This is a genomic window from Pontibacillus yanchengensis Y32, assembly GCF_000770635.1.
GTDB lineage: Bacteria > Bacillota > Bacilli > Bacillales > BH030062 > Pontibacillus > Pontibacillus yanchengensis.
Genome location: NZ_AVBF01000021.1, coordinates 29,643 through 42,018 on the forward strand (window position 1 = coordinate 29,643; position 12,376 = coordinate 42,018).

The 12,376-nt window shown below is 41.3% G+C and carries 14 protein-coding genes; all 14 read right to left on the reverse strand.

All coding sequences use genetic code 11. The features are described 5' to 3' along the window. Positions 1 to 158: 158 nt before the first annotated feature. The 14 genes from N782_RS09375 to hisA all read right to left on the reverse strand — a co-directional run bounded on the left by N782_RS09375 (position 159) and on the right by hisA (position 12,374). On the reverse strand, positions 159 to 938 hold the full coding sequence (locus tag N782_RS09375) for an ABC transporter permease (protein WP_036818857.1): 780 nt from the start codon (positions 936 to 938) through the stop codon (positions 159 to 161). Continuing rightward, the gene (locus tag N782_RS09380; protein WP_152600749.1) at positions 907 to 1,860 is read right to left on the reverse strand and encodes an ABC transporter ATP-binding protein; all 954 of its coding nucleotides are present in this window, start codon (positions 1,858 to 1,860) and stop codon (positions 907 to 909) included. The genes N782_RS09375 and N782_RS09380 overlap by 32 nt, the downstream gene beginning before the upstream one ends. Then, complete coding sequence (locus N782_RS09385) at positions 1,860 to 2,471, reverse strand: TetR/AcrR family transcriptional regulator (protein ID WP_036818860.1); 612 nt, start codon at positions 2,469 to 2,471, stop codon at positions 1,860 to 1,862. The genes N782_RS09380 and N782_RS09385 overlap by 1 nt, the downstream gene beginning before the upstream one ends. A gap of 476 nt (positions 2,472 to 2,947) precedes the next feature. Next, positions 2,948 to 3,430, reverse strand: coding sequence for a GNAT family N-acetyltransferase (locus N782_RS09390; RefSeq protein WP_036818863.1), 483 nt, complete (start codon positions 3,428 to 3,430; stop codon positions 2,948 to 2,950). 207 nt (positions 3,431 to 3,637) lie between these two features. Next, positions 3,638 to 3,892 carry an HPr family phosphocarrier protein gene (locus N782_RS09395; protein WP_036818865.1) on the reverse strand — a complete coding sequence of 85 codons (255 nt, stop codon included), beginning with the start codon at positions 3,890 to 3,892 and terminating at the stop codon, positions 3,638 to 3,640. 148 nt (positions 3,893 to 4,040) lie between these two features. Continuing rightward, positions 4,041 to 4,991 carry a DNA-binding protein WhiA gene (gene whiA, locus N782_RS09400; RefSeq protein WP_036818866.1) on the reverse strand — a complete coding sequence of 317 codons (951 nt, stop codon included), beginning with the start codon at positions 4,989 to 4,991 and terminating at the stop codon, positions 4,041 to 4,043. Between the two features lie 30 nt (positions 4,992 to 5,021). Continuing rightward, positions 5,022 to 5,990 carry a gluconeogenesis factor YvcK family protein gene (locus N782_RS09405; protein WP_036818867.1) on the reverse strand — a complete coding sequence of 323 codons (969 nt, stop codon included), beginning with the start codon at positions 5,988 to 5,990 and terminating at the stop codon, positions 5,022 to 5,024. Positions 5,991 to 5,993: 3 nt separating this feature from the next. Further along, the gene (gene rapZ / locus N782_RS09410) at positions 5,994 to 6,878 is read right to left on the reverse strand and encodes an RNase adapter RapZ (RefSeq protein ID WP_036818869.1); all 885 of its coding nucleotides are present in this window, start codon (positions 6,876 to 6,878) and stop codon (positions 5,994 to 5,996) included. 17 nt (positions 6,879 to 6,895) lie between these two features. Next, on the reverse strand, positions 6,896 to 7,366 hold the full coding sequence (locus N782_RS09415; protein ID WP_036818871.1) for an 8-oxo-dGTP diphosphatase: 471 nt from the start codon (positions 7,364 to 7,366) through the stop codon (positions 6,896 to 6,898). Between the two features lie 735 nt (positions 7,367 to 8,101). After that, a complete protein-coding gene (gene trxB / locus N782_RS09420) occupies positions 8,102 to 9,049 on the reverse strand; it encodes a thioredoxin-disulfide reductase (protein WP_036818873.1) in 948 nt (315 codons plus the stop codon). 95 nt (positions 9,050 to 9,144) lie between these two features. Beyond that, the gene (locus N782_RS09425) at positions 9,145 to 10,161 is read right to left on the reverse strand and encodes a tetratricopeptide repeat protein (protein WP_036818876.1); all 1,017 of its coding nucleotides are present in this window, start codon (positions 10,159 to 10,161) and stop codon (positions 9,145 to 9,147) included. Positions 10,162 to 10,255: 94 nt separating this feature from the next. After that, entirely contained in the window at positions 10,256 to 10,885 is a 630-nt protein-coding gene (hisIE, locus tag N782_RS09430; RefSeq protein ID WP_036818878.1) for a bifunctional phosphoribosyl-AMP cyclohydrolase/phosphoribosyl-ATP diphosphatase HisIE, read from the reverse strand. Beyond that, entirely contained in the window at positions 10,882 to 11,640 is a 759-nt protein-coding gene (gene hisF / locus N782_RS09435; protein WP_036818880.1) for an imidazole glycerol phosphate synthase subunit HisF, read from the reverse strand. The genes hisIE and hisF overlap by 4 nt, the downstream gene beginning before the upstream one ends. After that, a complete protein-coding gene (hisA, locus tag N782_RS09440) occupies positions 11,640 to 12,374 on the reverse strand; it encodes a 1-(5-phosphoribosyl)-5-[(5-phosphoribosylamino)methylideneamino]imidazole-4-carboxamide isomerase (RefSeq protein WP_036818881.1) in 735 nt (244 codons plus the stop codon). Before hisA ends, hisF begins: the two co-directional genes overlap by 1 nt. Positions 12,375 to 12,376 lie beyond the last annotated feature (2 nt).

Below are 12,376 nucleotides of genomic sequence, written 5' to 3' on the forward strand. Positions count from 1 at the left end.
GTAACGGATTCAGCCTCACCATTTATTCAAGATTATGGTGCTTATATGGAAGAACATAAACTATATTATTATATCAACATCAAACTTTAACAAAGCCAACCAAAAAGGGAAAGCAACCACCTTCTCATTTAGTTGGTGGTTGCCTATTAATCAATCAGTTAGTTTTGATCCGCATAACGCCAGTAACCAAGTGTCCCAATAAAACCGATAGAACTTGTAAGTAAAAGGACGATTACACTAGCAACCTCCAATATGTTTCCTCCTCCATTTACGTTACTAAATAAGGCTGGAATGGCCCAGGGAAAGTAACTGCCGTAACCGATTGCTGCTATGATTTGCGAAAGAATCATCGTGATGATGACAAAACCTAAAGGTGCTAAATAGCCACGCCCTAGGCAAGCAAACAACGCAACTGGCGTGCTTAGTAAAATCGTTAGAACGGATGTAATCGATAATACAAACAAGCCATGCTGCAATACTTCCGTTGACCACTCCGGAAGTCCAATCATCCAGCCTATCAAAAAGCCAATGCATGCCACCCATAACGTAACAAGAACGGACCATAATAATACGATGATGAATTTAGCTATTGCTACATAGGTCCGTGGGAATGGCAGTGCTAATAGATCTTTTACGGTTCGATCTGTGTATTCACGACCGAAAATCCAACTTGTAAAAAATCCAAATATAAATAACCCACCAATCCCAATCCCTTGAGATAGCATCATGAAATAGGATGGCCAATCTGCACTACCAGCAAGCTGGGCTTTAGCTCCAAGTAAACCTGCCTGTTCTGCAAATTCTGGGTGTTTTAAGACAAACATGAAGAAACCACCCATCAGCGGCAACATCGTGAAGGCAAAAAAGGTAATCCAAACAACTTTGGACTTTCGAGACTTTACCCATTCAACCCATATAATTTGGCGCAGTTGATGCATGAAAGTCCTCTCCCTTCTCCCCAATCATTCGTAAGAAAAAGGATTCTAAATCTTCCTCTTCTACAAAAAGCATGGTAGGTGGTAAGTCAGCTTCCACTAACCGCTTTGCCAATTGGTCAGGATTTTTCACAGCATAGCCATCTTGTGTTACTAGTCTTCCATCTTCATCTCTTTGGATGGTGTACCCATCGTTCCTTAAAACCTTAGCTGCTGCATATGAATCTCTCGTTTTCAGTAGCAAACGTACAATCTGTTGTTGTTGTAGTTCTTCTTTTCTAAGCTCACGTATAAGACGCCCTTCATGGATGATTCCTATTTTTGTAGCAATCTTGGATATTTCACCGAGAATATGACTCGATATAAAAATAGTCGTACCTTTCTCATAAGCTAGCTCCTGCAACAACTCCCTAATTTCAACAATGCCGGCAGGATCCAAGCCATTAGCAGGTTCATCCAGCAATAAAACTCCCGGTTCATGTAAGAGTGCCTTTGCAATACCTAAACGCTGAGCGTTACCCATGGAAAGATGCTTCGCTTTTTTATGCTCATAAGGGGTTAATTTAAGACGCTCCATAATGCGAGCTACTTTCCACCTCCCCTCCAATTGCCTTAAATGCATCGTGATGTCGAGGTTTTCTTTTACCGTAAGCTCAGGATAGGCATACGGCGTCTCTACCATATAGCCAACTTGCTCCCATACGTGGTGATTCCCTGCACTCACTTGTTGGCCATTAATGTAGCACGTACCTGATGTAGGACGAATCATTCCCAGCATCATACGAATGGTTGTCGTTTTACCAGCACCATTTAATCCTAGGAATCCATAGATTTCACCTTTTTTCACCCTTAACGAAACGTGATCGACTGCATGAAAACCTTTATAGGACTTTGTGAGATTTTCCGTATAGATGATATCCTTCATCATGAACCCTCCTCAACAACTAGCCCGTCCACAATAAGCTCCACTAACAGTTCAAGCGTTTGAGGGTAGACCTTCTCGCCTATCTCTTTCTTGTGTAAACTCATAGAGAACACTCCTCGAAATAGACCTGCCAATACATCATCATCGATATTACGCAGGAACCCTTCTTCCTTCCATTTAGAAGTTATAAGAGCAAGCGTCTCTGAATCATTGTCAAAGTGCGCTTGTAACTTTTCATCAGGTAGTTTTCTAAGAAGTGCTTCATGGTTCTGCTCAAGATAAAGCTGACTAAAAAGGGCATTCTCTTCAATCATGGCAAAGGTTTGCATCAGTAAATCCTTAATGGCTTGTTTTGTATTCTCTTCTTTAGGAATCTCATATTGTATAAATGAATTTTTAATCGCTTCTTCTTCCTGTTCTATGATGTCAAAATACAACGCTTCCTTAGACTGATAAAAGGTATAAAAAGAACCTGGCGCAATACCAGCAGCTTTTGCTAATTCATTGACACTTGTTTTCTTCAAACCATACTGACTGAAGAGCCGCTTTCCTTCACTCATGAGCGTTTCGGTAATCTTTTCCTTCTCCTTTTCCGTAAATCCTCTCGGCATCAGTGTCACCTCATTATTGTATATGAATAAATAATTTTTATATTCATATATATATTATAGCTGATTAAGGAAAAGTACAATGCTTTTGATTAGGATGATGTGATAAGGATAGTGAACCTGGAGTTTGGAGTTTCGCGGGCGGCCAGAGTGGGCTTATGAGCGACTTTTGAGATTTATGATCGAGAATTGGAATATATGAGCGGAAGCTGAAATATATGAGCGAGATTTCAAATATATGAGCGAAATCCTGAATTGAGCGACCGCTACCAATCCAAAAAAAGATACCCGCTCTCTACCAAGAACGAGTACCCATTTTATATAAAAAGCAGGAGAAAGTATCGTTAATTACTGCCTTGGGGAGGTCGTAATTGCGCTCTTCTTTCTCTCGTACCTTTTATTTTAATTCATATTACATATAATACTATCAAAAGGTAAAATATTCCTCCAACTAAAGACTGAAATCTTTGCAATTATTTCTACAGCGAAATATCTAAATGAAGTAGAAGCAACTCTCCTTTTGAGCCCATTGCTCTTTTTCCTCTGTCGACAAAGCCACTCTGTCTATATACATGCTGGGCATGAGTATTCTTATGATTTACAGCCAAAAGAATCTCATTTTTGCATTGAAAATGCTCACTCACAAAATGCGGAAGGAGTAGCATTGATTGCTTCGCTATCCCTCTGCCTTGATAGCGTGAATCAACCGAGAAAGCTCTTACTAACAAAGCTTGTTCATTATTACTATACTTTTGCACCCCATTCCATCCATGTAGAACAAAAAACCCCACAGGTGCGCCATCAGACAATATCACAACTGGAAACCGTTGCTGATCTTGCTCACTCTTATGTATCGCTTGTATAGGTAAATCTGTAAAACGAACCATCTCCTCCGGCAGCCTGTAATACTCCAACTCCTTGAGATATTGCTCATTATAAAACGCTAAAGATATATGACACATAACCAAACACCTCTCTTTTTTCACTAAGTACAGTGTACACCTTCCCGCAGCGTAAAGGTAAAGCACCTACTCTCACAGATTTAAATTCATCTCTCTTCCCTTTACAAAACAAAAAAATAAACCAGTGAATCGATTCCACATCGACACAATGGTTTAGTAATAGGTGTTTATGTTCATATTTTCACATTAGAGGTATTAGGAAAACAATTAATCTTCCTGTACGAATGATATTAGCTTATCTAACGCTTCTGCTTCATCATTTCCTTCTGCTTGGAGACGGATTTCTTCCCCTGATCCTACTGCGAGACTCATCAGTCCCATGATACTTTTCGCGTTTACTCGTTTACCTTCCTTTTCAAGAAAGATGTCTGAATTAAATCGATTTGCTTCTTGTACAAATAATGCCGCTGGTCGTGCTTGCAATCCTGTTTTCAACTCAACGGTAACTGACCGCTCTAACAAATTTAATTCTCCTCTCCATCACCTATATATTCTTTTATATAACCTTATCATCGAAAGCGTTTGCACACGTTGTAAGAAAAAACGCTTCTCCAATAGAAGCGTTTTAATTAAGATAATTATATCATGAACAAGCATAAAAAGGAATGGATTACGAACCTTTTACTATAAGTTCCCCTCTACGAACCTTGTCCGCGTATTCATCAATTTTCTTCAAGCGATGATTCACACCAGACTTACTAATCTTGGATGTCATTAACTCCCCAAGCTCCTTCAATGTCACATCTTGATGCTCCACTCGAAGGATTGCTAGCTCACGTAATTTATCAGGTAACACCTCAAGCCCAACCGTTTCCTGGATGAACTTAATATTTTCCACCTGACGGAACGCTGCCCCAATCGTCTTGTTAAGGTTTGCCGTTTCACAGTTTACTAAACGGTTAACAGAGTTACGCATGTCACGCATAATGCGTACGTCCTCAAATTTCAATAACGCCTGATGGGCACCGATTATATTTAGAAATTCTGTGATTTTCTCTGCTTCTTTTAAATAGCAGATAAAACCGTTTCGGCGTTCAATGGCTCTGGCATGTAAGTCGAATTGATTCATAAGATCACATAATGAATTGTTGTGATTCTCATAAAACGTGAAAATCTCCAAATGGTAGGAAGACGTTTCAGGATTATTCACTGATCCTCCTGCTAAGAAGGCGCCACGTAAATAAGCACGTTTACAACAGGTTTTCGCCATATACTTTTTAGAAATCGTTCGTATAATCGTGAATGGTTCCTCTAAGATTTCTAAGTCCATCAACAGCTGCCGTACACTTTCCTTCATTCGAACAATGTACACGTTGTTCTTTTTCAGTCGCATCTTTTTTCGGACCAGTAACTCTACAGGAAAATCATATAACTTCTTCACTAGCGTATAGATTCTTCTCGCAATAGCTGCGTTTTCGGTTTGAACATCCAGCACATATTTACGGTTAGAAAACGAAACAGATCCGTTCATTCTTATAAGAGCAGCTAATTCTGCTTCTATACAACAAGGGTCAATTTCAATCGATGTTAGTTCTTTTTTCGTCTCAGATGCAAATGACAATCCTTTCACCCCCTTCGTCTAAACAAAAGGTTAAAGCTTCTCGTTTTGTATCAATGACACAAGTAGCTTTGCGACCTTTGATGTATCATGGCGCAATGCCATTTGGTTAGGATCGATAATGTCTCCTTCTATAATATCCACACCTAATTTTTTAATCCGTTCATGATCATATACAACAGGTTTGGAGTTTTCTGCAGCATATAATTTCTGCACGTCTGTTGCGATTGGCTTGTTATGAACGAGAATCGCATCTAAGCAACCTTCCCCAATGTGTTCGTGAATGGCTTGCACGTGATCAGCTGCTGTATATCCCGTCGTTTCTCCAAATTGAGTCATGACATTACATACGTAAACAACTTTTCCTTGTGTCTCACGTAACGCATCTCCAATTTGGGATACAATCATGTTAGGCAATGTACTCGTATAAAGGCTTCCAGGTGCAATCACAACTAAATCTGCATCTTTCACTGCTTGAACAGCTTCAGGTAATGGCTGAACCGGTTCTGGACTTAGGAACACCCGTTTAATTCGTTTTTCAGCGGCTGGAATTTTTGACTCTCCAGACACAATAGAACCATCCTCCATCACAGCATGAAGATACATGTTCTGATTGGCAATAGGTAAAATATTACCTTTCACATTCAAAACACGAGAGATCTCTTTGATTCCATGAAAAAAATCATCCGTAATGGATGTCATAGCAGCTAATAATAAATTGCCCATGGAATGTCCAGATAACCCATTACCATTTGCGAATCGATGCTGAAACAAGTCCAACAACATTGGTTCCGCATCGGAAAGGGCTGCGATTACATTACGGATATCTCCAGGAGCAGGAATAGATAACTCATCGCGTAATCGTCCAGAGCTTCCCCCATCGTCTGCTACCGTTACGATGGCTGTCAGGTCAATTGGAAAAGACTTCAGGCCTCTCAACAAAACAGGCATGCCTGTTCCGCCACCGAGAACAACCACACTTGGTAACGATTGATTGGTCATAATCTATTTACCCTTTCTTTTCTCGACGTCACGATGTGTAACATGTGTTACGTAATCGGTAGAAAAATACTTCGCTATATGCTCGGCAATTGCTACGGAACGGTGCTGTCCACCTGTACATCCAATTGCAATAACGATTTGGCTTTTTCCTTCTCGCTTGTATTGCGGCAGCATATATCCAAGTAAATCAAGCAATTTTTCCATAAATTTTTGCGTCTCAGTCCATTTAAAGACGTAAGAAGAAACTTCCGTCGTTAATCCAGTTAAGGCACGCATATGCTCTACATAATGCGGATTCGGTAAAAACCGCACATCAAAAACTAAATCGGAATCAATTGGCAAGCCATACTTAAATCCAAATGAGACGACTTGAACAGAAAAGACTTGCTGTTTCTTTTCTGAGTAAGAAGCCAAGATACGTTCCCTTAGATCACGTGGCTTCAAATCTGTCGTATCAATGATTTCCTGAGCACGACCTCGTAGTTCATCCAGCATCATCCGTTCCTGCTCAATGCCCTCTAGCGGAGTTCCCTCAGGAGCTAATGGATGATAACGCCGTGTCTCTTTATACCGCGATACTAAGGATTGATTTTCAGCATCTAAAAATAAGATATGCTCTGTCAGCCACTCTTCCTTCCCTAGTCGATCAAGGGACTCAAATAGCGTGTCAAAAAACTCTCTCCCACGTAAATCCATTACGAGGGCAACTTTGTTTATATTATTCTTGGTGTCTTTCATTAATTCTAAGAACTTAGGGAGCAACGCTGGAGGCAGGTTATCTACACAAAAGAAACCTAAATCCTCAAAGCTTTGAACTGCAACTGTTTTTCCTGCACCAGACATTCCTGTAATAATCACGAGCTGGGTTTCCTGTGATTGATCAACCATATTCCATCGCTCCTTCATTATGGGCTAGCTGGATCAAGCGTTACATCCAATAATGTAAAATCCGTCGTATAGGTAAAAGTGCCATAAAGGACTTCATTAGAAGATAAGATATGCTTAAAATAACGACGATCTCCTTCAGCCATTGGTTTTTGCATGACTTCGGAAAGATCGACCCATTCGAGCTCCCCTTCTGGACTTGTACTCAATAAATTACCTGTATAGTTCTCACAATAAAAGGTGAACATCATCCACTCCTGAACGGTTTGATTGCCATCTTTAATGACAAACGAAAATACACCATTCAACGTTGGCTGCTGTAAGGTGAGACCTGTTTCTTCTTTATATTCACGCATAACTGACTCTCTAATGTGTTCACCAGGCTCCATTTTCCCACCCGGCGCAACATACCACCCTCTCCGTGGTTTCTTTAACATTAGTACTTGGTTTGTAGTCGGATCTTTTACGATACAATTTGTAACTCGTTGCATTAACTCACCTCATTTACATGTGAGAGGTATCTCTCCCTATTATACTATGCACTCTCCTTTTCCCACAATAATCAAAAGACCATGAATCATGACACGAATTGATTGTTGAAGGGGGAGTCTAACTGTTTGGATAAGGTTCGAGCTCATGTATTTATCCTCGTATAGATAGCTTATATCCACGAGAATTGGTTTTTATCTGCGTTTTTCTTCCATATATCAGGTTGTTTTCATTTATCCACGCTTTAGATGGTTTATCAGCAAATAACCATATATGTCAGCGCCAGCCATATCCTCACCGAACTGGATGTATGATGGAAGGATTCCCCAATGCTCCCAACACGTCCAAGAGCAGAACAAAAGCGCAAGCGCCCTGCTAGCGACGTACAAACTGGACGGCTCCGTATGAGATAAAGGAAACACGGAGAGCGACAGCGATCCGATGTTGACTTATCGTAAGGAGGTGCCGGAAGTTTGCTAGTCGCTGGGCGCTGGAGCTGAACGTGGCCACTTCACTTTTTTAGTTGTACACAAGCACTGAATTTTATAATTTCCTAGACGACAAAAAAATGCACAGGCTAACGAAGTAGCCTGTGCCAACTATATTAAAAGGGGGTCAATTAGTTAATTATATTGTACCCCATAATTGTTTCATGCGTGTTACAGCAGAATTAAAATGTAATTACGAGTTTATGAAAAACCGTTTACATTATTCTAAAATAGGCATGATGACAGGATTTAGTCTTCGCCAAGCTCTTCTAATAAATTTTCAATATAATGTTGAGCAGATTGTGCAGCGATACTTCCATCTCCTGTTGCCGTCACGATTTGTCGTAGTTCTTTTTCTCGGATGTCACCTGCTGCAAAGACGCCAGGTACTTTTGTTTCCATTTTTTCATTTGTTTCAATATAGCCGTTTTCGTTTGTGACGCCTAAAGATACAAATGGTGTGCTTAATGGAATCAAACCGATATAGATGAAGACGCCATCGGTTGGTTTGTCGTATTCTTCGCCTGTTTTGTTATCGCGAAGCGTTACACTTCCTACTTTGCCGTCTTTTTCATTGATTTTCGTTGCTTCTGTGCTCCAGATGAAATCGATTTTTTCGTTATCAAAAGCACGTTGCTGAAGAATTTGTTGAGCACGAAGTTCGTCACGACGGTGTACGATTGTTACTTTCTCAGCGAAGCGAGTAAGGTAAACCCCTTCTTCTACAGCTGAGTCACCTCCGCCGATTACTACAATCTCTTTGTTCTTAAAGAAAGCTCCATCACAAACGGCGCAATAAGAGACGCCACGGCCACCTAGTTCTTTTTCACCAGGTACGCCAAGTTCTTTATATTGAGCACCTGTACCGATAATAACGGAACGTGTTTTAAATTCTTTATTTCCGGCACGGACGGTTTTATATTCTTTTCCATCGATAATTTCTTTAATGTCACCATATGCGTATTCCGCACCAAATTTCTTAGAGTGACTAAACATTTTATTAGAAAGATCCGGTCCTAGGATGTGTTCATATCCTGGATAGTTTTCCACATCCTCTGTATTAGCCATTTGTCCGCCTGGGATACCGCGCTCAAGCATAAGTGTATCCAGGTTGGCACGAGAAGTGTAAACGGCTGCTGTCATCCCAGCTGGACCTGCGCCTGCTACGATTACGTCATAAATACGATCTTCTGTCACTACCCTCAACCCCTTTTTCATTTCTTTGTCTGATTGGCTACACTCATCGTATAAAATGTAGTGTAATGTAGTCTATTAATATGCTCACTAGGGTATCATGCTTGATCCCAAGGGCCGCCTTGTTGGGAAAGGCTTGGATGTCGCAAGCATCCTTCTTCCCAGAGAGTTAACGCTCGTGAAGGTTCACCACGTTGATAAGCTGAAATACTAAACCATTTATAATAAGATAAGTGCCCTTTCAGCTTACTCTTTGGCAACACAACAAAGCGTTCATATGCTTCCTGGTAGAAGCCAACTTGCGCTAATGTTACGGCTATTTTTAATTGCTGTTGTTCATGAATAGGATACACATTTCGAAGCTGTTGTATGTGTTCATTTGCAGCTTCTGGTTTCCCAGCTAGATGATAGAACACAGATAAATTGCACAATGTGTGGATAGAGGAAGGATTCTCTTGCTTCCAATGTTCCTCTAACTCAATTGCATCGATTTGATTTCCATTAAAAAAGAGCGCCATCGCATAATCATGCTTAGCAGGGAAGTAAGACGGGAAATACCGAGTCATGTCATCCAGAATTGGAAGGGCTTCTTGCCACTCCTGGCGTTCTAGATGATAAAACGCAGATTCCTGATAACGCATCAGTTCATCCTCTTCCTCCATGGCCCAATCTTCATCATCATCGTCTTCCTCATCAATATCGACAAGGGTTAAAAGTTGTTCCGCTTCCTCTTTAAAATCCCCATTCGGAGCTTTCTGCATATACTCTTTCGCATATTTCATCGCATCATGGAACAAGCCAAGATGAGCGTAATTATTCGCAATGAGATAAAAGCAATCCACATATTCATGACCGAATTCAGCTAATACATCCATCAATACTTGATTGGCTGAATGATAGTTACCTATTTCTGTATGAACAACAGATAATTGACATTGGTATAAAGGTTGTTTTGGAGACAGTTCAATAGAGCGATTAATCCATTTAATCGCCTTGTCAAAATCCCTCCGTTGAAAAGCTTGCACTCCCTTGGAAAAGTAAAAGTCCCCTTCAGGATTGAAAGGGATTACGTTTGGGTGCATGGCTTCCCCTGTGGTGTTCGTGGAGTTGTGCATGTAGGTCCTCCTCTTTGAACCAATCCATTCTCAAAGCAGTATATCATATCCACAGGGCATTATACACTATATACCGTTTTTATCCAATAGCACGTCACTTTTTCTGATGGCGCTCCTCCAGAGCTCGCAGTACGTCATCGAATGGCAAACCGCGCTCTGTTAAAAGCATGAGCGTATGGAATAACAAATCAGCTGTTTCCCATGTAAGTTCCTCATGGTCATCGTTTTTAGCAGCAATGATCACTTCACCAGCTTCTTCGGTTACTTTTTTGGCAATACGGTCGACGCCGTTTTGGAACATTTCTGATGTGTACGAGCCTTCTGGTAAGGTTGCTTTACGCTCGGAGAGCACACGCTGAAGTTCATCAAGGATTTGATAGCGATGATCAGATGGCTCCGTTTGCTTTCCATAAAACGTCGTAGAGAAGCAGCTGTAATCTCCTTTATGACAGGCCGGACCATTTGGAATGACCTGAACGAGTACTGCATCTTGATCACAGTCATACTTCATCGAATGGATGGCCTGTGTATTTCCTGATGTTGCTCCTTTGTGCCACAATTCTTGGCGAGAACGACTATAAAAAACGGTTTCTCCCGTTTCCATCGACTTTTCTACTGCTTCCTGGTTCATATAGGCAAGTGTTAATACTTCCTTGCTCTGAGCATCTTGAACAATAGCTGGCACTAGTCCTTGCTCATCAAATTGAATTTCCTCGATATTCATCGTACATGCACCCCATTCTGTTTCAGTATATCTTTTACATTTTCAACGGATGTTTCTTTATAGTGAAAAATAGACGCCGCTAACGCTGCATCTGCTTTGGCATCCTGAAACACATCAACAAAATGTTGTGCATTTCCAGCTCCACCTGAGGCAATAACAGGGATTTGGACAACCTCTTGCACAGCTTTTAAGAGTTCCAAGTCGAATCCTGTTTTTTCTCCGTCTTGGTCCATGCTCGTTAATAGCAATTCCCCAGCACCAGACGCTTCCACTTTTTTCGCCCATTCCAGTACTTCCCATTCTGTACCTTTTCGCCCACCATGGGTATAAACACGCCATGAACCTAGCTCTTCATCGTACCGGGCATCAATGGCAACGACGATACACTGGGACCCAAAGAAATTCGCTCCTTCTGTTACGAGCTCTGGGTTACGAACGGCAGCTGAATTTAAGGATACTTTATCTGCACCGGCGCGAAGGATGGCACGCATATCTTCAAGCGAGCCTATGCCACCGCCAACCGTAAACGGAATCGCTAGCGTAGCAGCCACTTCCCTGACCACTTCGATCATCGTTTTACGTCCTTCATGGGTAGCTGAAATATCTAGAAATACAAGCTCGTCTGCACCTTGCTCATCATAAATGGTCGCTAATTCAACTGGATCACCAGCGTCTCGAATTTGGACGAATTGAATGCCTTTCACAACGCGACCATCTTTCACGTCCAAACATGGGATAATACGTTTCGTTAGCATTACGCTTTCACCTCAGCAATCGCATCTTTCAAGGTGATTTCTTTCGTATAAATCGCCTTACCAACTATCGCGCCAGCTACATTACGATTCGCATATTGCTTCAGTTCTTTTAAATCGTTTAGATTTGATACGCCGCCAGATGCGATCACTTCTTTGCCTGTTACCTCAGCTAATTCTACAATCGCCTTTGTGTTTGGTCCGCCCATCATGCCATCTTTGGAAATATCCGTGAAGATAAACGTTTCTACTCCAACATCGGCAAAATATTTTCCTACTTCGGTTGCTTTTTGATCAGAATTCGTCATCCAGCCTTCTGTGGCGACATAACCGTCACGAGCATCGAGGCCAATGGCGATACGATGACCATACTCCTCCACAAGCTCTTTGGTTAGCTCAGGATTAGAAATCGCAAGGCTTCCGATGATGACACGGTCCACTCCGTTATCTAAATAATAGGCAACATCTTCTTTCGAGCGAATGCCACCGCCCATTTGCACCTTAACAGGTAAATCCTTTGCCACATTCAAAATAAGAGCTGCATTCGCGCGAGAACCATCGCGCGCTCCATCTAAATCAACCATATGAATCCATTCCGCACCATGCTCTACAAAATCGCGCGCTACGTCATAAGGGGAATCTCCATAAACTGTTTCTCTATTAAAATCGCCTTGCTGAAGGCGGACACATTTTCCTTCTTTCATATCAATTGCTGGATAGATTGTAAATGTACTCATTG

What these genes read in the sequence shown, in the direction of transcription:
- hisA (WP_036818881.1), bottom strand. Translation starts at nt 12,374, where the DNA reads ATGAGTACATTTACAATCTATCCAGCAATTGATATGAAAGAAGGAAAA.
- N782_RS09375 (WP_036818857.1), bottom strand. Translation starts at nt 938, where the DNA reads ATGCATCAACTGCGCCAAATTATATGGGTTGAATGGGTAAAGTCTCGA.
- N782_RS09405 (WP_036818867.1), bottom strand. Translation starts at nt 5,990, where the DNA reads ATGACCAATCAATCGTTACCAAGTGTGGTTGTTCTCGGTGGCGGAACA.
- rapZ (WP_036818869.1), bottom strand. Translation starts at nt 6,878, where the DNA reads ATGGTTGATCAATCACAGGAAACCCAGCTCGTGATTATTACAGGAATG.
- N782_RS09390 (WP_036818863.1), bottom strand. Translation starts at nt 3,430, where the DNA reads ATGTGTCATATATCTTTAGCGTTTTATAATGAGCAATATCTCAAGGAG.
- N782_RS09415 (WP_036818871.1), bottom strand. Translation starts at nt 7,366, where the DNA reads ATGCAACGAGTTACAAATTGTATCGTAAAAGATCCGACTACAAACCAA.
- hisIE (WP_036818878.1), bottom strand. Translation starts at nt 10,885, where the DNA reads ATGAATATCGAGGAAATTCAATTTGATGAGCAAGGACTAGTGCCAGCT.
- N782_RS09425 (WP_036818876.1), bottom strand. Translation starts at nt 10,161, where the DNA reads ATGCACAACTCCACGAACACCACAGGGGAAGCCATGCACCCAAACGTA.
- hisF (WP_036818880.1), bottom strand. Translation starts at nt 11,640, where the DNA reads ATGCTAACGAAACGTATTATCCCATGTTTGGACGTGAAAGATGGTCGC.
- N782_RS09380 (WP_152600749.1), bottom strand. Translation starts at nt 1,860, where the DNA reads ATGAAGGATATCATCTATACGGAAAATCTCACAAAGTCCTATAAAGGT.
- N782_RS09385 (WP_036818860.1), bottom strand. Translation starts at nt 2,471, where the DNA reads ATGCCGAGAGGATTTACGGAAAAGGAGAAGGAAAAGATTACCGAAACG.